17 protein-coding genes are annotated in these 18,109 nt (G+C 72.7%); 5 read left to right on the top strand and 12 right to left on the bottom strand.

The window, feature by feature from the left end; all coding sequences use genetic code 11:
* Positions 1-66: 66 nt before the first annotated feature.
* Positions 67-345, top strand: coding sequence for a BTH_I0359 family protein (locus MPE_RS18340; protein ID WP_011831203.1), 279 nt, complete (start codon positions 67-69; stop codon positions 343-345).
* On the opposite strand, the gene MPE_RS18335 is transcribed toward MPE_RS18340, so the two are convergent.
* Entirely contained in the window at positions 299-1,576 is a 1,278-nt protein-coding gene (locus MPE_RS18335; RefSeq protein WP_011831202.1) for a zinc-binding metallopeptidase family protein, read from the bottom strand. The genes MPE_RS18340 and MPE_RS18335 overlap by 47 nt on opposite strands.
* 200 nt (positions 1,577-1,776) lie before the next feature.
* Between MPE_RS18335 and MPE_RS18330 the strand changes: the two genes are divergently transcribed.
* From MPE_RS18330 to MPE_RS18320, 3 genes are read left to right on the top strand one after another with little or no spacing between them, the layout of a single operon-like run.
* Complete coding sequence (locus MPE_RS18330) at positions 1,777-2,535, top strand: class II glutamine amidotransferase (protein WP_011831201.1); 759 nt, start codon at positions 1,777-1,779, stop codon at positions 2,533-2,535.
* A 15-nt stretch (positions 2,536-2,550) separates the two neighbouring features.
* Positions 2,551-3,054 (top strand): (2Fe-2S)-binding protein, encoded by a 504-nt coding sequence (locus tag MPE_RS18325; protein ID WP_011831200.1) that lies wholly within the window; start codon positions 2,551-2,553, stop codon positions 3,052-3,054.
* Positions 3,051-5,345 carry a xanthine dehydrogenase family protein molybdopterin-binding subunit gene (locus tag MPE_RS18320; RefSeq protein ID WP_011831199.1) on the top strand — a complete coding sequence of 765 codons (2,295 nt, stop codon included), beginning with the start codon at positions 3,051-3,053 and terminating at the stop codon, positions 5,343-5,345. The genes MPE_RS18325 and MPE_RS18320 overlap by 4 nt, the downstream gene beginning before the upstream one ends.
* A 15-nt stretch (positions 5,346-5,360) precedes the next feature.
* On the opposite strand, the gene pyrF is transcribed toward MPE_RS18320, so the two are convergent.
* The gene (pyrF, locus tag MPE_RS18315) at positions 5,361-6,197 is read right to left on the bottom strand and encodes an orotidine-5'-phosphate decarboxylase (protein WP_011831198.1); all 837 of its coding nucleotides are present in this window, start codon (positions 6,195-6,197) and stop codon (positions 5,361-5,363) included.
* A 13-nt stretch (positions 6,198-6,210) separates the two neighbouring features.
* Positions 6,211-7,584 (bottom strand): adenylosuccinate lyase, encoded by a 1,374-nt coding sequence (purB, locus tag MPE_RS18310; protein ID WP_011831197.1) that lies wholly within the window; start codon positions 7,582-7,584, stop codon positions 6,211-6,213.
* 148 nt (positions 7,585-7,732) lie between these two features.
* On the opposite strand from purB, the gene MPE_RS18305 reads away from it, so the two are divergent.
* Positions 7,733-8,353 (top strand): glutathione S-transferase C-terminal domain-containing protein, encoded by a 621-nt coding sequence (locus MPE_RS18305; RefSeq protein ID WP_011831196.1) that lies wholly within the window; start codon positions 7,733-7,735, stop codon positions 8,351-8,353.
* Between the two features lie 9 nt (positions 8,354-8,362).
* On the opposite strand, the gene MPE_RS18300 is transcribed toward MPE_RS18305, so the two are convergent.
* The 9 genes from MPE_RS18300 to MPE_RS18260 all read right to left on the bottom strand — a co-directional run bounded on the left by MPE_RS18300 (position 8,363) and on the right by MPE_RS18260 (position 17,968).
* On the bottom strand, positions 8,363-9,820 hold the full coding sequence (locus tag MPE_RS18300) for a sensor histidine kinase (protein WP_041929757.1): 1,458 nt from the start codon (positions 9,818-9,820) through the stop codon (positions 8,363-8,365).
* 68 nt (positions 9,821-9,888) lie between these two features.
* On the bottom strand, positions 9,889-10,620 hold the full coding sequence (locus MPE_RS18295; RefSeq protein WP_011831194.1) for a response regulator: 732 nt from the start codon (positions 10,618-10,620) through the stop codon (positions 9,889-9,891).
* 67 nt (positions 10,621-10,687) lie between these two features.
* Positions 10,688-12,352, bottom strand: coding sequence for an FMN-binding glutamate synthase family protein (locus MPE_RS18290; RefSeq protein ID WP_011831193.1), 1,665 nt, complete (start codon positions 12,350-12,352; stop codon positions 10,688-10,690).
* 78 nt (positions 12,353-12,430) lie between these two features.
* The gene (locus MPE_RS18285; RefSeq protein WP_011831192.1) at positions 12,431-13,336 is read right to left on the bottom strand and encodes an alpha/beta fold hydrolase; all 906 of its coding nucleotides are present in this window, start codon (positions 13,334-13,336) and stop codon (positions 12,431-12,433) included.
* A gap of 35 nt (positions 13,337-13,371) precedes the next feature.
* Positions 13,372-13,719, bottom strand: coding sequence for a hypothetical protein (locus MPE_RS18280; RefSeq protein WP_011831191.1), 348 nt, complete (start codon positions 13,717-13,719; stop codon positions 13,372-13,374).
* Positions 13,716-14,258, bottom strand: a complete 543-nt coding sequence (gloA, locus tag MPE_RS18275; protein WP_011831190.1) for a lactoylglutathione lyase — start codon at positions 14,256-14,258, stop codon at positions 13,716-13,718. Before gloA ends, MPE_RS18280 begins: the two co-directional genes overlap by 4 nt.
* Before the next feature lie 107 nt (positions 14,259-14,365).
* Positions 14,366-16,054, bottom strand: a complete 1,689-nt coding sequence (locus MPE_RS18270; protein ID WP_011831189.1) for a nitric oxide reductase activation protein NorD — start codon at positions 16,052-16,054, stop codon at positions 14,366-14,368.
* A 14-nt stretch (positions 16,055-16,068) separates the two neighbouring features.
* Complete coding sequence (locus MPE_RS18265) at positions 16,069-16,911, bottom strand: CbbQ/NirQ/NorQ/GpvN family protein (RefSeq protein WP_011831188.1); 843 nt, start codon at positions 16,909-16,911, stop codon at positions 16,069-16,071.
* A 16-nt stretch (positions 16,912-16,927) separates the two neighbouring features.
* On the bottom strand, positions 16,928-17,968 hold the full coding sequence (locus tag MPE_RS18260) for an aliphatic amidase (protein ID WP_011831187.1): 1,041 nt from the start codon (positions 17,966-17,968) through the stop codon (positions 16,928-16,930).
* Positions 17,969-18,109 lie beyond the last annotated feature (141 nt).

The raw sequence follows: 18,109 nt of genomic DNA, 5'->3' as shown, positions 1-18,109 counted from the left end.
GGGCGAGACGGCTCCTGGCTTGAAATTTGCGTCAGCCCCATCATCTGGCCCTCAAAGGGGAAGTCCATGCAGATGCTCTACAACTCCGACAGTTTTGCCGTGGTGCAGTTCGAGGTGGCGTCCGAGGAACCGGACGTCCGCGAAGGCGTGCCCGGGCTGACGCGGGGCGGCTACGAGATCGTCGACAAGTTCGCGCGCAAGGAGATCTTCATCGAGGGCGCCCTGGCCGCGAGCTTCCGCGAGGGCGTGGACGCGCTGATCGAGACCTCGCCGTCCGAAGAGGAGATCGACGCCTACGTCAGTCGCTACGCGGCGCTGATGCAGCAGCCGCTGGTGCTGCACTGACGGAGGGCGCCTCCGGAGGCACGGCGGCTTCGGCATCGGTCGCAGCGAGCGGTTCCTTCGCGGGCGCCGCGCTCTGCGGCTCGGCCGCCGCCGCCTGCACCACCAGGTGCACGAACTGCAGCTTCGCCACCACCGGACGCGGCAGCACGAAGGGGTAGAAGTCGTGCTGGCCCATGCTGCGCGACAGCTCGTTGAGCACGCTGGTCAGGGCCACCCATTCGTTGACGAAGCCCAGGAAGTGGGCGGCGCCGGGATCGTCGGGGCGCCACAGCACGTCGGCCCCGAAGGGCTCGATCTCGATCGCCACCGTGCGCGCGTCGAGGCCGAAGCTGAGCGCGGTGTCGTGCGTGTCGACCATGTGCAGGTAGTGCGCCCAGGTCTCCGCCCAGTCCTCCCACGGGTGCGTGCTGGCATAGCTGCTCACGTGGCGCTGCGCCCAGTCCGGCGCCGGCCCGCTGGCGTAGTGGCGCTGCAGCGCCGCGGCGTAGTCGTCGCGCTCGTCGCCGAACAGCTCGCGGTAGCCGTCCAGCCAGGGCGTGCCGTCCACCAGCCGGTCCCAGTAGTAGTGGCCCACCTCGTGGCGGAAGTGCCCCAGCAGCGTGCGGTAGGGCTCGCGCATCGCGGCGCGGATGCGTTCGCGCACCGCGTCGTCGGCCTCGTCGAGGTTCAGCGTGATCAGGCCGCTGGCATGCCCCGTCATCACCGCGGGCGCGCCGGGCAGTGGCGCCAGCACGTCGAACATCAGGCCGCGCTCGGCGTCCTGGTCGTCGCCGATCACGCGCGACGCGACCGGCAGGCCCAGCGAGATCAGCTGCGACACCAGCCGCCGCCGCGCCAGCTCGATGCGGCGCCACAGCTCGGCGTGGTCGGGTTGCGTCAGGTCGGGGATGGTGCGGTTGAGCCGGCACGCCTGGCACAGCGGCTGGAAGCGGCCGTCGGCCGAGGCCGGCACCAGCCAGTTGCAGCCGGCGATGGTGTCGAAGTTGCCGCAGCGCCGGTACAGCGTCTGCGCGTCGCCGTCCACGTGCCAGGTGTTCTCCTCGGGGCCGGGGTCGAGGGCCAGCACCTGCCCGCGCAGTGCTTCGTAGCCCAGCGCCGCGCCGCAGCCGTGGCACAGGCTGTTACGGAAGAACACCGGCCGCCCGCAGCGGCAGCGGTAGCTGCGCGGCACGCGCGGCGTCGGCAGGCCGGCGTCGGTGGGGTTCGTCGGCAGATCGGCAACATCGGTCATCGGGGGCTCCGCGGCCGTGGGGGCGCCGCTGCGAACGAGTGTGTCATGCAGCGGCCGTTCCGTTGCCGGTTGTGCAAGGCCTTGCACACCGAAGCGATCTGTTGCACGGCGGCCCACGCACGACCGCGGCCGTGGCCGCGCCGACGATAGAAGCCGATACTGTCCGTCCGCGTCTCCATTCCCTCTTCCCCACGCATCCCATGTGCCAGCTGCTCGGCATGAACGGCAACACGCCGACCGACATCGTGTTCAGCTTCACCGGCTTCGCGACGCGCGCGGTCGAGCACAAGGACGGCTTCGGCATCGCCTTCTTCGAGGGCCCCGGCGTGCGCTGCTTCGTCGACCACCACAGCGCCAACGATTCGCCGGTGGCCGAGATGGTGCGGCGCTACCCGATCCGCAGCCGACACGTCATCTCGCACATCCGCAAGGCCACGCAGGGCGGCGTGGCGCTGCAGAACACCCACCCCTTCGTGCGCGAGCTGTGGGGCCGCTACTGGGTGTTCGCCCACAACGGCGACCTGAAGGACTTCCACCCCAAGCTGCACGCCGCCTTCCATCCGGTCGGCGACACCGACAGCGAGCGCGCCTTCTGCTGGCTGCTGCAGGAGCTGGCGAAGAACCACGCGTCGGTGCCCAGCGTGCGCGACCTGACCGAGACGCTGCGCGAGCTGGCGCCGCCGGTGGCCCGCCACGGCAGCTTCAACTTCCTGCTCAGCAACGGCGACGCACTGTGGGCGCACGGCGCCACGCGGCTGCACTGGCTGGTGCGCCAGCACCCGTTCCGCCACGCGCGGCTGCAGGACCAGGACCTGACGGTGAACTTCGCCGAGCACACCACGCCGAACGACCGCGTCGCGGTCATCGTCACCGAACCGCTGACGGCCGACGAGGACTGGCAGGCCTTCGCGCCCGGCGAACTGCGGGTGTTCCAGGACGGGCAGCCGCTCGACGCCTGAACCGGCACGCCGCGCATGGACCTGCTGATCAACGGCCGCTTCGTGCCGCTGCCCGACGAGGCCGTCGACCCGGCGATGCCGCTGCTGTGGGTGCTGCGCGACGTGCTGCAGCTCACCGGCAGCAAGTACGGCTGCGGCATCGGTGCCTGCGGCGCCTGCACCGTGCGGCTCGACGGTGTGCCTGCGCGGTCCTGCGTCACGCCGCTGTCCGCCGTCGGCGGCAGGGCGGTGCAGACCATCGAGGGCCTGGGCGGCGCCGACCGGCCGCACGCGCTCCAGCGCGCCTGGGTGCTGCACCAGGTACCGCAATGTGGCTACTGCCAGAGCGGCCTGCTGATGGCCGCCGCGGCGCTGCTCGAACGCCAGCCCAAGCCGAGCGACGCCGACATCGACGCGGCCCTCACCAACCTCTGCCGCTGCGGCACCTACCCACGCGTGCGTGCTGCCATCCACACGGCCGCGGCGGCTCTGGCGGCACCGCGTGCGGCCACGCCCCCGCCGCCGAAGCGCGCGCCATGAAGCGCCGCACACTGCTGCTCGGCGCGGCGGCGGCCGGCGGCGGCCTGCTGCTGGGCTGGGCGGCGCTGCCGCCGCGCTCACGGCTGGGCGACCGTGCGCTGCTGGCGCTGCAGGCTGGCGAGGTGGCGTTCAACGGCTGGATCAAGGTCGCCGCCGACGGCGGCGTCGCGCTGGCGATGAACCGCAGCGAGATGGGCCAGGGCGTGCACACCACGCTGCCGATGCTGGTGGCCGAGGAGCTCGACATCGGCCTCGACCGCGTACGGCTGGTCCAGGCCGGCGCCGACGCGGTCTACGGCAACGTGGCCACCTTCGTCGCGTCGCTGCCCTTCCACCCGCGCGACAGCGAGCCGGGCCGCCGGACGGCGGCCGTGAAGGGCGGCGAGTGGGTCGTCGCCAAGCTGGCGCGCGAGCTCGGCATCAACATGACGGGCGCGTCGACCAGCATCGTCGACGCCTGGGAGCCGCTGCGGCTGGCTGCGGCCACCGTGCGGGCCCAGCTGGTGGGAGCCGCCTCGCTGCGCTGGCGCCTGCCCAAGGAAGAGATCGCGGTGCGCGACGGCGTCGTGTCGCATGCCTCCGGCGTGCACGCGCATTTCGGTGAGCTCGCCGGCGCGGCCGCCGGCACGCCGGCCGGTGACGTGGCGCTGAAGCCGCGTGCCGCCTGGACGCTGATCGGTCGCGACACGCCGCGCACCGATGTCGTCGCCAAGAGCGACGGCAGCGCGGTCTACGGCCTCGACGTGCGGCCCGAGGGGCTGCTGTACGCCGCCGTGCGCATGTGCCCGGTGCTCGGCGGTGCACCGCAACGCATCGGCAACGAGGACGAGGTGCTGCGCCGCCCCGGCGTGCAGCGGCTGGTGCGCCTGCCGGCCCGGGCCGGCGCGACCGCCGGCGTTGCGGTGGTCGCGCGCAGCAGCTGGCATGCCCGCCAGGCGGTCGAGGCGCTGGCGATCGACTGGGCGTCGCCGCCGGCCGGCACGGTCGATTCGCAGGCCATCGCCGCATCGCTGGAAGCTGCGGCGCGCGACGCATTGGCGCAGGACGGCGGCCTCGCCTATCACCGCCGCGGCGATGTGGCGGCGGCCGAGCGCGGGGCCGGCCCCGGCGCACGCACCGTCGAGGCGCTCTACCGCGCGCCCTACCTCGCGCACTTCGCGCTCGAACCGATCAACTGCACCGCGCAGGTCCGCGACGGCCATGTCACCGTGTGGGCGCCGACCCAGGTGCCCGGCATCGCCCGCGCGCACGCGGCGCGCGCCGCCGGTGTCGACGAGCGCGCGGTGACGCTGCACGTCACGCTGCTGGGTGGCGGCTTCGGCCGCCGGCTCGATGCCGACTTCGTGGCGCAGGCCGTCGCGGTGGCGCAGGAGACCGGCGGCCGGCCGGTGCAGCTGCTGTGGTCGCGCGAGGAGGACACCACGCACGACTACTACCGCCCGGCCGCGGCTGCGGCGCTGAAGGCGGTGCTGGGGGCCGATGGCCGGCCGCTGTCGCTGCGCATCGCGAGCGCCGGTGACGCCATCACGCCGCGCTGGATGGAGCGCGGCCTGCCGTGGCTGGCCGGCCCGGTCGACCTGCCCGACAAGACCACTGCCGAGGGCCTGTTCGACCAGCCCTACGACATCGCGCACCAGCGCATCGCCCACGTCGCCACGCGCAGCGGCGTGCCGGTCGGCTACTGGCGCTCGGTCGGCCATTCGCACAACGCCTTCTTCCTCGAGAGCTTCATCGACGAGCTGGCGCACGCGGCGCAGCAGGACCCGGTGGCCTACCGGCTCGCGCTGCTGGCCGGCAGCCCACGCCACGCCGCGGTGCTGCAGCTCGCGGCCCAGCAGTCCGGTTGGGGTCGGCCCTCGCCGGCCGGGCGGGCGCGCGGCGTGGCGCTGCACGAGAGCTTCGGCAGCATCGTCGCGCAGGTGGCCGAGGTGTCGCTGGCGGCCGGCGGCGTGCCGCGCGTGCACCGCGTGGTCTGCGCCATCGACTGCGGCACCGTGGTCAACCCCGGCATCGTGCGGCAGCAGATGGAGGGCGGCATCGTGTTCGGCCTCAGCGCCGCGCTGCACGGCGGCATCGACATCGTGGCCGGCGTGGTGCAGCAGAAGAACTTTCCCGAGCAGCCGCTGCTCACGCTGGCCGAGTCGCCGCGGATCGAGACCCACCTCGTCGCCAGCGAGCACCCGCCCGGCGGTGTCGGCGAGCCCGGCACGCCGCCCATTGCGCCGGCGGTGGCGAACGCGCTGTTCGCGTTGACCGGGGTGCGGCGGCGGGGGTTGCAGTTGCGGGGCTGAGGGGCTGCTGCTTCCTCAGCGCGCCGCGTTCAGCGCCGCCCGCGTGGCCAGCGCCACCTGGCGTGCCGCGCTCGCGAACTCGGCATCGCGGCCGGCGTACAGCACCGCGCGCGAGGAGTTCACGATGATCGGCGCGCTCGTCGTCGCCTTGTCGCCGCGCCAGGCCGCCTTCACCGTCGCCGCCGCGTCGCCGCCTTGCGCGCCGACGCCGGGGATCAGCAGCGGCAGCGTCGGCGCCAGCGCGCGCACGCGCGCCAGCTCCTCGGGGAAGGTCGCGCCCACCACCAGGCCGAGCTGGCCGTTGGTGTTCCACGGGCCCTGCGCGAGCTGCGCCAGGTGCTCATAGAGCCGCGGTGTGCCGTCCACGTCGGCCAGCCGCTGGTTCTGCAGGTCGCTGCCGCCGGGGTTGGAGGTGCGGCACAGCAGGATCGCGCCCTTGCCGGGCCAGCGCAGGTAGGGCTCGACCGAGTCGAAGCCCATGAAAGGCGACAGCGTCACCGCGTCGGCCTGGTAGCGCTCGAAGGCCTCGCGTGCGTACTGCTCGGCGGTGCTGCCGATGTCGCCGCGCTTGGCGTCCAGGATCACCGGCACGTCGGGCGCGACGCGGCGGAGGTAGGCCATCAGCCGCTCCAGCTGGTCTTCGGCCCGGTGCGCCGCGAAGTAGGCGATCTGCGGCTTGAACGCGATCACCAGGTCCTTGGTGGCGTCGACGATGCGGGCGCAGAAGTCGAAGATGCGCGTGGCGTCGCCGGTCCACGGCGCCGGGAACTTGGACGGCTCGGGGTCCAGCCCCACGCACAGCAGCGAATCGTTCAGCCGCTCGGCGGCCAGCAGGCGGGCGCGAAAGCTCATGTCGTGTGCGCCCTCAGCCGCCGATGCGCTGCGCCAGCTCGGCCGCCTTGCCGGTGTAGTTGCCCGGGGTCAGCGTGCGCAGGCGCTGCTTCTCGGACTCGGGCAGCTCCAGCGTCTCGATGAAGGCGGCGAGCGACTCGCGCGTGATCGCCTTGCCGCGCGTCAGCTCCTTGAGCCGCTCGTAGGGGTTGGGCAGGCCGTGGCGGCGCATCACGGTCTGGATGGGCTCGGCCAGCACCTCCCAGGCGGCGTCGAGGTCGGCCGCGAGCGCGGCCTCGTTGACCTCGAGCTTGCCCAGGCCGCGCGCCAGCGAGTCCCAGCCCAGCAGCGCGTAGCCCAGCGCCACGCCCATGTTGCGCAGCACGGTGGAGTCGGTCAGGTCGCGCTGCCAGCGGCTGATCGGCAGCTTCTGGCTCAGGTGCGCGAGCAGCGCGTTGGCCAGGCCCAGGTTGCCTTCGGCGTTCTCGAAGTCGATCGGGTTCACCTTGTGAGGCATCGTGCTCGAGCCGATCTCGCCGGCCTTGAGCTTCTGCTTGAAGTAGCCCAGGCTGATGTAGCCCCAGACGTCGCGCGACCAGTCGATCAGGATGGTGTTGCAGCGCGTCACCGCGTCGAACAGCTCGGCCATGTAGTCGTGCGGCTCGATCTGGATCGTGTACGGATTGAACGCCAGGCCGAGCTGCTGCTCCACCACGCGGCGGCTGAAGGTCTCCCAGTCCAGCTCGGGGTAGGCCGACAGGTGGGCGTTGTAGTTGCCCACCGCGCCGTTCATCTTGGCCAGCAGCGGCACCGCGGCGATGCGCTGGCGCGCGGTGGCCAGGCGCGCCACCACGTTGGCGATCTCCTTGCCCACGGTGGTGGGGCTGGCGGTCTGGCCGTGGGTGCGGCTCAGCATCGGCAGGTCGGCGAACTGGTTCGCCATGCGCGTCAGCGTGGCCACCAGGCCGTCGAGCGCCGGCAGCAGCACGCCCTCGCGCGCGGCGCCCAGCATCAGCGCATGGCTGGTGTTGTTGATGTCCTCGCTGGTGCAGGCGAAGTGCACGAACTCGCCGGCCGCCTGCAGCTCCGCGTGGCCGGCGAATTTCGACTTCAGCCAGTACTCGACCGCTTTCACGTCGTGGTTGGTGGTCTTCTCGATGTCCTTGATGGCCTGCGCGTCGGCCTCGGCGAAGCCGGCGACCAGCTTGCGAAGGTGAGCGCGGGCTTCGCTGCCTAGCGGCGCCAGCTCCGGCAAGCCCGCGTCGCTGAGCGCGATGAACCACTCCACCTCCACCTGCACGCGGCGGTGCATCAGCCCGAACTCGCTGAGCAGCGGCCGCAGCGCGGCGAGCTTGGCGGCATAGCGGCCGTCGAGCGGCGAGAGGGCGGTGAGGGCGGTCAGTTCCATGGGGAGCGGTCGGTCGTGCGGGCGCGCCACGGGGCGTGGCGGGGAGCCTGCAATTGTAGGAGGGGGTCCGCGCCACACCCCCTCGGAAGGCCGCGGTCCGACCGGGGCGGCTCGCTAGAATCGTTTCGCAGCCCACACCCCACCTCCCATGAAACTCATCGGTTCCCTCGCCAGTCCCTACGTCCGCAAGGTCCGTGTCGTGATGGCCGAGAAAAAGCTCGAGTACAAGTTCGTGCTCGACGACGTGTGGGGCGCAGAGACCTCCATCTCCGAATCCAACCCGCTCGGCAAGGTGCCCTGTCTCGTGATGGAGGGTGGCGAGGCGGTGTTCGACTCGCGCGTCATCGTCGAGTACCTCGACATGCTGTCGCCGGTGGGCAAGCTGATCCCGCCGTCCGGTCGCGAGCGGATCGAGGTGCGCACCTGGGAAGCGCTGGCCGACGGCCTGCTCGACGCAGCCATCCTGGCGCGGCTCGAACGCACCTGGGCCGGCCGCAGCGAGGCGCAGCGCAGCGACGCCTGGGTCGACCGCCAGATGGCCAAGGTCGACGCCAGCCTGCAGGCGATGAGCCAGGGCCTGGGCGACCGCCCCTGGTGCGGCGGCAACCACTTCACGCTGGCCGACATCGCCGTCGGCTGCGCGCTCGGCTGGCTGTCGTTCCGCTTCCCGCAGATCCCCTGGCGCGACGATCACCCGTCGCTGGCCAAGCTGCTCGACAAGCTGAGCCAGCGACCGAGCTTCGCCGACACGGCGCCGCCGGTGGCCTGACGGCCGCCCTCAGCCCGCCGCCGGCAGCGGCAACTCCAGCGTCACCGCCCAGCCTTCCGGGTGCGGGCCGCTGTCGAGGCGGGCCGACAAGGCCGCCGCGCGGCGCTGCATGTTGGCCAGGCCACGACCCCCGTGCACGATGGACGGCGGCACGAACAGCGGCATGTCGACCTGCGCCTCGCTCATGCGCTGCTGCAGGCCGTTGTCCACCACCGTCAGCGCCAGCCGCTGCGTGCCGCGCGCCTCGAGGCGCAGCCACACCACGGTGGCGTGGGCGTGCTTGATCACGTTGGTCAGCGCCTCGCGCACGATGCGCAGCACATGCAGCGTCTCCGCCGCCGGCAGCTCCACCTCACTCGCCGCTTCGTCCAGCTGCCAGACCAGCCGCACGCCGGCCGCCCGCAGCGAAGGCTCGACGCGGAAGCGCAGCTCGGCCAGCGCCTCGATCAGCGGACGCTGGTCGGTCTCCAGCGAGTCGAGCGCGAGCCGCAGCTCGACCAGGCAGTCGTCGAGCGTGAGCTTCAGGTCGCGCAGCGGCTCGTCCACGCTGCGCGGCTCGCCGCCCGGCGGCGGCAGCGACTGACGCTCCACCTGCGAGGTCAGCGCCATCGCCGCCACCAGCCGGCCGCCCAGGCCGTCGTGCATCTCGCGCAGGATGCGGTCGCGCTCGGCCAGCACCGCCTGCCGCTGATCGCGCAGCCGCGTGCCCTCGAACGCCATCTGCAGGTCGCGCTCCTTCTGCGCCACGCGGTCCAGCAGGTCGCGGTTCAGCGCGCGCAGCTCGGCGCTCGAGCGCGTGAACTCGTCCACCAGCAGCCAGGCCGCCACCGCGATCAGCAGCAGCACCGTGTAGCGGCTCCAGGCCACCGCATCGCCGGGCTCCGGCTGGCCGAACACCCACAGGTCGCGCAGGCCGATCGCCAGGCCGATCAGGGCGGTCACGGTCAGCAGCAGCGCGGGCGCGCTGCGCTGCTGCCGTGCCGCGGACGCCAGCACCCACAGCACGCCCATCGCCATCGCCAGCGTGCCGGCCCGCAGCAGCATGCCGAGCGTCGGCGCCGGCAGCAGCACCGCGCCGGCCGCCAGGGCCAGCGCCACGGCGGCCCAACCGCCCAGCACGAGGCGGGTGCGCAGCGTGTCGCGGCCCACCACGTTCATCGCGTACAGCGCGCCCAGCACCGCGATCCACGCGAAGCCCGCCTGGTGCAGCACCACCGTCCAGGGTCTCGCGTCGGGGCCCGGGCCGCCGGGCAGCGTGGCCTCGCGCACGGCCCACAGGAGGCTCGCGGCACCGAACCAGCCATAGCCCGAGCGCCGCGCGCGGCCGGACAGCAGCAGCGCCAGCACGCCCAGTGCGCCGGCCGCGCCGGCGATCCAGGGGCTGCGCAGGCCGCTCGTGTCCACGGCGACCAGCGGCGCGGCATGGCAGTCGCCGCCCGACAGGCCGATCGCAAGCAGCACCAGCACGCCCCGCCAGCAGGCCCCGCCAGCGCACGGCGCCGCGGGTGCCGGCCCCGTCGCGGGGCGGGCCGGCTTCACGCCCAGCCGGGACGCGACTGCGCCTGCACGGTGGCGCGGGCGCGCTGCCCCAACTGCAGCTTGCGGTAGACGTTGCGCACCGCGGTGGCCACGGCGCTCGGCGTGGTCAGCAGGCGCTCGGCGATTTCTTCGCTGACGTAGCCCTGGGCCACGAGCCGCAGCACCTCGTGCTCGCGGGCGCTGACCTCGTGGTCGCGGCGCGAGGGCTCGTCGAGGTCCATCATGCCGGTGTCGCCTCCTCCACCGCCGAACTCCGAGAAGCCCGAGTCGCGGAAACTCGTTTCGCTGAAGCCGTCCTCGCGGAAGCGCTTGAGCAGGTGGCGCGCGATCGCCGGAGAGATGGGCGACTCGCCGCGCGCGGCCTGCTCGACGGCGCGCACCAGCTCCTCCGAGGTGCAGCCCTTCAGGAAGTATCCGTCGGCACCGGCCTCGATGGCCTGGATCACGCGCGCCTCGTCGCCGAACACCGAGAACACCAGGATGTGCGGGTGCCACACGCCGTCGATCGCCGGCGCATGGCTCAGCTCGCCGATCAGCTCGGTGCCGTCGCCGTCGGGCAGGCCCAGGTCGGACAGCAGCACGTCGGGGCGGCACTGCGGCAGGTCGATGCGGGCGATGCCAAGCCGGTTGGCGTGGCCGACGCAGCGGATGCCCGGCGCTTCGTTCAGCGTGTCCAGCACGTGCTGGGCCACCAGCGGATCGTCTTCGACGAGATAGACCTTCAGCACGCTTGTCGTCTCCTGGGAACGGGCTTTCTGGGGCGCTCGGGGGGCCGCCTGCCGGGAGCTTAGTCGCTCAGGCGGCCGCTGTCGCCAGCGGATCGGGCTGGTGCAAGAAGGAATGCGCACTCGCGCGCGGCCAGTAGAGCCGGAACACCTGGTGCGGCCAGTCGATCTCGCCGCGCTCGGCGGCCAGCAGCGCGCCCGGCTTCACGAACGGCAGCAGCGTCGCCAGCAGCTTCACCTCGTGGTCGGCCACGCGCCGCACGATGTGCGCGGCGGTGATCTCGCGCGGGTGCTGCAGCCCGGCGGCCTGCACCAGCTCCTTCAGCGCGCGCAGCGTCTCCTGGTGGAACATGAACACGCGGTCGGCCTTGGTCGGCACCACCAGCGCCTTCTGGCGCATCGGGTCCTGCGTGGTCACGCCGGTCGGGCAGTGGCCGGTGTGGCAGGCCTGCGCCTGGATGCAGCCCAGCGCGAACATGAAGCCGCGCCCCGCGTTGCACCAGTCGGCGCCCAGCGCCATCAGCCGCGCGATGTCGAAGGCGCTCACCACCTTGCCGGCGCAGCCGAGCTGGATGCGATCGCGCAGCCCGATGCCGGTCAGCGTGTTGTGCACCAGCATCAACCCTTCCTGCAGCGGCGCGCCCACGTGGTCGGTGAACTCCAGCGGCGCCGCGCCGGTGCCGCCCTCGGCGCCGTCGACCACGATGAAGTCCGGCAGCAGATTCGTCTCTCGCATCGCCTTGGCGATCGCGAACCACTCCCACGGGTGGCCGATGCACAGCTTGAAGCCCACCGGCTTGCCGCCCGACAGCGTGCGCAGCTTCTCGATGAACTGCAGCATGCCCACCGGCGAGTCGAAGGCGGCATGGCGCGACGGCGACACGCAATCCACGCCCACCGCCACGCCGCGCGCCGCAGCGATCTCCGGCGTCACCTTCGGGCCCGGCAGCACGCCGCCGTGGCCGGGCTTGGCACCCTGGCTCAGCTTGAGCTCGATCATCTTCACCTGCGGGTCGCGCGCCGTCTCGGCGAAGCGCTCCTCGCTGAACGAGCCGTCGTCGTGGCGGCAGCCGAAGTAGCCCGAGCCGATCTCCCAGATCAGGTCGCCGCCGTGCTCGCGGTGGTAGCGGCTGATCGAGCCCTCGCCGGTGTCGTGCGCGAAGCCGCCGCGCTTGGCGCCGGCGTTGAGCGCGAGGATGGCGTTGGCGCTCAGCGCACCGAAGCTCATCGCCGAGATGTTGAAGATCGACGCGCTGTACGGCTGCGCCCGCTCGCCGCCCACCGTGATGCGGAAGTCATGGCTCGCGAGCGTGGTGGGCGCGATCGAGTGGTTGATCCACTCGTAGCCCTCGGCGCCCACGTCGTGCTGCGTGCCGAACGGCCGCTTGTCGGGCTCGCCCTTGGCGCGCTGGTAGACCAGCGAGCGCTGCTGGCGCGAGAACGGCGCCGCCTCGTTGTCGCCCTCGATGAAGTACTGCCGCATCTCCGGCCGGATGAACTCGAAGAAGAAGCGCAGGTGGCCGATCACCGGGTAGTTGCGCAGCACCGAGTGGCGCGACTGCCGCACGTCGTGCACGCCGGTGCCCACGAGCGCCAAGAACACCAGCAGCACCAGGCCGCCGCTGCCGGTCACCACCCACACCAGCGCGCTCAGCAACGCGCCGACCGCACAGGCCAGCCAGACGAAGTAGCGGATCGGGAAGTGTTCGTTCAGACGCAACAGCCAGGCGGGCATGACGGTTCCTCGGATCGCGACGACCGGCGGATGCTAGCCGGGCCGGGTGTCAGGGGCCATCAGGGCCTCCCGACCTCCTCAGCCGCCGCCGAAGAAGTTCTGCAGCTCCGTCGCTGTCAGCGCCGGCAGCTCCTCGGGAATGAAGTGCCCGGCCGGCACCGCGTAGCCGCTCACCGCGCCGCTGCAGGCGGCCTGCCAGTCGGCGATCGGCTGGAACTGCTTCGCCACCACGCCGCGCGCGCCCCACAGCACGTGCAGGTCGCAGGCCACGCGCTGCCCGGCCTTGCGGCTGGCGCGGTCGTGCTCGAGGTCGATGCCGGCCGCGGCGCGGTAGTCCTCGCAGGCGCCGTGCACGCCCTCGGGCGTGCAGAAGCCGTGGTCGTAGTCGGCCAGCGCCTCCGGTTCGATGAAGGAAATCCCTTTGCTGCCCCAGCCGCCCAGCGTGTGCCGCAGGTACCAGCCCGGGTCGGCGCCGATCTGCTTCTCGGGCAGCGGCGCCGGCTGGATCAGGTAGAACCAGTGGTAGTAGGCCTGCGCGAAGGCCATGTCGGTGCGCTCGTACATCGTCAGCGTGGGCACGATGTCCAGCACGCACAGCTTGCGCACCGCCTGCGGATGGTCCAGCGCCAGCCGGTGCGCCACGCGCCCGCCGCGGTCGTGGCCGGCCACGAAGAAGCGCTCGTGGCCCAGCGCGCGCATCACGCCCAGCACGTCGGCCGCCATCGCGCGCTTGCTGTAGTTGGCGTGGTCGTGCGCGCCGGGCGGCTTGGCCGAACGGCCGTAGCCGCGCAGGTCGGGCATCACCAGCCGGTAGCGATCAGCCAGCCGCTGCGCCACGCGATGCCAGATCGCGTGCGTCTGCGGGTAGCCGTGCAGCAGCAGCAGCGGCGGCCCGTCGGGCTGGCCGCCGTAGCGGGCGAACAGCGGCACGCCGTCGATGTCGAACGTGCGGCTCTCGAAGCCTTCGAACCAGCTGCTGCCCATCGTCGTCACCCCGTTGTCCGTCGTTGACGCGCCCGTCATTCCTCGTCGGCGGTGATCACCAGCCCCAGCCGCGTGGCGCGCTGCGTCTGCGCCACCGCGGTCAGTCGCAGAGGCTGTCCGGCCGGGACCTGGCGGCGCAGCCGCACGTCGAGCGAATCGCGGCCGACCGGCTGCGTGCTCACGCGACGCGACCACGCCAGCGCGCCGTCCACCAGCACCCGCAGCTCGTGCCAAGCCTCGCCGCCGCCCTGCGCCTTCACGGCCAGGCTGCAGTAGATCTCGAAGCCGCGCTCGCGGCTCGCGTGCGGCGGGATGTCCAGCCGGGCCACGTCGCGCTCGCCGGCGTCGGCGGCCCAGTGCTCGGGCGCCGCGTCGTCGCTCAAGCCGGGCGTCCCAGCTTCGCCAGCCGCGCCGGCTCGACGATCTCGATCCAGTAGCCGTCGGCGTCCTTGATGAAGGCCACGTCCTTCATCTTGCCCTGCTCGGGACGCTTCACGTAGGTCACGCCGTTCTCGTCGAACCAGCGCACCGCGGCGTCGAGGTCGGGCACCGAGATGCAGATGTGGCCGAAGCCCTGCGGCTTGGCATTGCCGTCGTGGTACTTGAACTCGGTGTCGTTCTCGGTGCCCCAGTTGTGCGTGAGCTCCAGGATGCCGCGCTGCGCGAAGGTCCACGCGGTGCGCTCGCCCACGTCCTGCGGCGCCATGGCGGCTTCCTCGGCCTGCGCCAGGAAGTAGAGCGAGAAGCTCATCTCCGGAAAGTCCAGCTTGCGCAGCAGGCGCATGCCGAGCACGCGCGTGTAGAAGTCCAGCGAAACCTTCGGATCCTTCACGCGCAGCATGCTGTGGTTCAGCGTGAAGCCCTTCGTCGCGGCCGGGGCCTGCTCGCAGACGCCGGGCTGTTGTTCGGTGGTGAAGCTCATGGGGAGGTCCTGTGTCGGGGGCCGGAAAGGGCGGGGGCCACGATGATGCCGCAGCGTGCCGGCCGCGGCAGCCCGCCGGACCAAGCCCCGTCGCCCCCGCGGGGCGTTCAGCGTCCGGGGCTCGACAGCGCCGCGCGCGCCAGCAGTGACGGCAGCGCGTCGGCCCGGGCCGGCACGCAGTAGCCGCCGGCACCGAAGATGCGCCGCAGCGCCGGCGCCGCCGCCGGGTCCAGCCCCACGCAGCGCACCGTGATGCCGCGCCGCGCCGCGGCCTGCACCGCGCGGCGCGCGTCCTCCACCAGGTAGCGCGGGTCGTGCGTGTCGATGTCGTGCGGCTCGCCGTCGCTCACCAGCACCAGCGTGCGCCGCGCGGCGCGTTGCCGGCCCAGCAGCGCCGTGGCGTGGCGCAGCGCCGCGCCCAGCCGGGTCGACAGGCCGGCGGCCAGCCCGTCCAGGCGCGCCGCCGCGTCCGCATCCAGCGCGTCGCCGAAGTCCTTCAGCCGCCGGTAGTGCACCGCCTCGCGGCCCTCGGAGCAGAAGCCGTGGATCGCGCAGGCGTGGCGCGGCCCCTGCGCGCTGCGGGCCGCCAGCCAGGCCGCCTGGCGCGCCGCCTGCAGCAGGCTGGTCGCGCCATCGTGTCCGCGCGCCGGCCCCGCGCTGGAGGCCGACGCATCGATCAGCCACAGGCTCGCGCGCGGCTCGGCCTGCCGCGCGCGGCGGCGGTGCACGCGCGCATCGGGCGCCAGGCCGGCGCGGCCGGCGGTGGCGGCCTGCGCCAGCGCGTCGAGGTCGAACTCGTCGCCGTCCAGCTGCGCGCCGCGCGCGAACGCCGGCGTCACCGGCACGCGCAGCGGCTTGCGCCGTGCGGTGCGGGCGGCCACCGCCGCGCGCCCCGATCGCGGCAGCGCGAGCGGCCGCGTCTCCAGCACCGTGCACCACGCGGGCCGCTGGCGCGCGATCAGCCGGTCCCACTCGGGGTAGCGGTAGCGGACGGCCTCGGGTGGCGCCTGCGCGGGCTGTGGCGGTGTGTCGTTCGCGCCGGCCGCCTGAGGTTGCGGCACCGGGGTCTCGGCCGCCGGCGCGGCCTGCTCGGGCAGCCACAGCCAGGCGTTGTCGTCGCGGTAGCTCGGCTGCACCAGGTACTCGCGGTCGTTGAAGCCGGCGCGCATCTGGCCGATGTCGTGGCCCAGCCGCGCGGCCAGCGTGCGCAGCGCCGCGGTGTGCGGCACCGCGAGCACCTGGCCGTGGTCGTCCAGGAAGAACAGCCGCCGGCCCTTCGCCACCCAGGGATGCGGGTCGCCGTAGCCGGCGTCGAGCAGGCTGCGCGCCAGCCGCTGCATCAGCGCCTCGAAGCCGTCGCCCAGCGCCGGGCTCGCGGTGTGAAAGCGCAGCCACAGCCGGCGCAGCCCGGGCAGCTCGCGGCAGGCCAGGTGCTCCACGCGCGCGTCTTCCAGCAGCCCGACCAGCGCGCGCACCACCGGTCCGCTGTGGCCGCGCGCCAGCGGCTGGCTGCCGTAGGCGCGGTGCGCGGCGGCGTGGGTGGCCGCGGCGCGGTACCAGTAGCGCGCCGCGCCGTCGTCGGCCTCGTGCGCGGCCAGCGCCACCGTGGGCGGCAGGTGCACGCCGCGGGCCGACAGCCAGGGCCGCGCCGCGTCGGCCTCGGCCAGCGCCGGCGCGGCGCGCCACAGCGTGCGCAGGTAGGGCCCGAGCTCGGCGCGCATGTCGGCCAGCGCCAGCCACGGCGGTGCGCCCGCGGTGGGCGAAGCGGCGGCGCGGGCCGGCAACGGAGCGGCCATGCGCGGGGCGCCGGTCAGAAGCTGGCGTCCACCGCCGCCCGCAGCGCGGCGCCGAGGTCGGGGTCGTCGGACAGCGGCGCCACCAGCGCCATGCGGCAGGCCGCAGCCGGCGCGGTGCCGCCGGCGATCAACTGCGCGGCACGCACCAGCATGCGCGTCGACGCGCCTTCATCCAGCCCCTCGCCCTGCAGGCGGCGCGTGCGCACGCCCAGCGCCACCAGGCTGGCGGCCAGGTCGGTGGGGATGCCCGACTCGCGCGCGACGATTTCCACCTCCACCTCGGTGCCGGGGTAGCTGCAGTCCAGTGCGCAGAAGCGCTGCCGCGTCGCGGCCTTCAGCTCGCGCGGCGCGCCCGGCGTGCCGGGGTTGTAGGACACCACCAGCTGGAAGTCGGGGTGCGCCTTCAGCAGCTCGTTGCGGCGGTCGATGGGCAGCAGGCGCCGCGTGTCGGTGAGCGGGTGGATGACCGCCAGCGTGTCGGCCCGCGCCTCCACCACCTCGTCGAGGTAGCAGATGGCGCCGTGCCGCACCGCCAGCGTCAGCGGGCCGTCCTGCCAGTGCGTGCCGTCGGCGTCGAGCAGGTGGCGGCCCACCAGGTCGCCGACGCTGGTGTCGTCGTTGCAGGCCACGGTGATCAGCGGGCGCTGCAGCGCCCAGGCCATGCGCTCCACCAGCCGCGTCTTGCCGCAGCCGGTGGGGCCCTTCAGCATCACCGGCAGGCGCTGCGCGCACGCGGCCTCGAACAGCGCCAGCTCGTCGCCCACGCTGCGGTAGTAGGGCTCGGCGGCGATGCGGTAGGCGTCCATCCGCATGGCGGCGGCCGCGGCGGGCGCCGCCCGGGGCGTGGGCGCGAGCATGTCGATCGCGCCCGCCTCAGCGGTGGCCCACGCTGCCCTGGTGGGGCAGGCCCTCGATGGGGGCCTCGTCGGTGCCCACCGTGCTGCGGGTGAAGGACTCCACCTTCTCGCGCATCGCCTCCGGGTCGGCGATCCACTGCGCATAGAAGTCGTAGGGGCAGGCGGCCACGCCCTTGTCGCCCTCGCGCGAATTGATCATGCCGGTGTAGCCGCGGTGCAGCAGCTTGAACAGGTGGTTCTCGCTCTGGCCGTTGCGCCGGAAATCGCGGATCAGGCTCTTGCTGAGTGCCGCGTACTGGATGCCCATTTCCTCCTCGCCGCACTCGCCCAGCGTGCGGCCGTCGAAGCCGATGATCGCGCTGTGCCCGAAGTACGAGTACACGCCATCGAAGCCCGCCGCGTTGGCCACCGCCACGTAGGTGTTGTTGGCGAAGGCCATCGCCTTGCTGATGAGCACCTGCTGCTCCTTGGCCGGGTACATGTAGCCCTGGCAGCGCACGATCAGCTCGGCGCCCTTCATCGCGCAGTCGCGCCAGATCTCGGGGTAGTTGCCGTCGTCGCAAATGATGAGGCTGACCCTCAGGCCCTTCGGGCCTTCGCTCACGTAGGTGCAGTTGCCGGGGTACCAGCCCTCGATGGGCACCCACGGCATGATCTTGCGGTACTTCTGGACGATCTCGCCCTGGTCGTTCATGAGGATCAGCGTGTTGTACGGCGCCTTGTTCGGGTGCTCCTCGTGCTGCTCGCCGGTGAGCGAGAACACGCCCCACACCTTGGCCTGGCGGCAGGCGGCGGCGAAGATCTCCGTCTCGGCGCCCGGCACCGTGGCCGCGTTGGCGTACATCTCGGCGCTGTCGTACATGATCCCGTGGGTGCTGTACTCCGGGAAGATCACCAGGTCCAGCCCCGGCAGCCCGGCCTTCATGCCCACCACCATGTTCGCGATCTGCTTCGCGTTGGCCAGCACCTCGGCCTTCGTGTGCAGGCGCGGCATCTTGTAGTTGACGACGGCCACGCCCACGGTGTCCTTGCTGCTGGAAATGTCGCCATGGATCATGGAATGCCCCCGAGTGCCCGCGCTGGATGAAGAAGAACCACAACAAGGAACCGGATCAACAACGAGTCCATTCTTGAAAATGCCCACCGGCCCGTGAATACGTTGAACGACGTAGGGGCCTGGAAGCGCAGAGGCCGCAGC

The organism is Methylibium petroleiphilum PM1 (assembly GCF_000015725.1).
Classification (GTDB): Bacteria; Pseudomonadota; Gammaproteobacteria; order Burkholderiales; family Burkholderiaceae_C; genus Methylibium; species Methylibium petroleiphilum.
The sequence above is the reverse complement of the archived record's forward strand: the minus strand, read 5'-3'. Positions and strand labels throughout refer to the sequence as shown.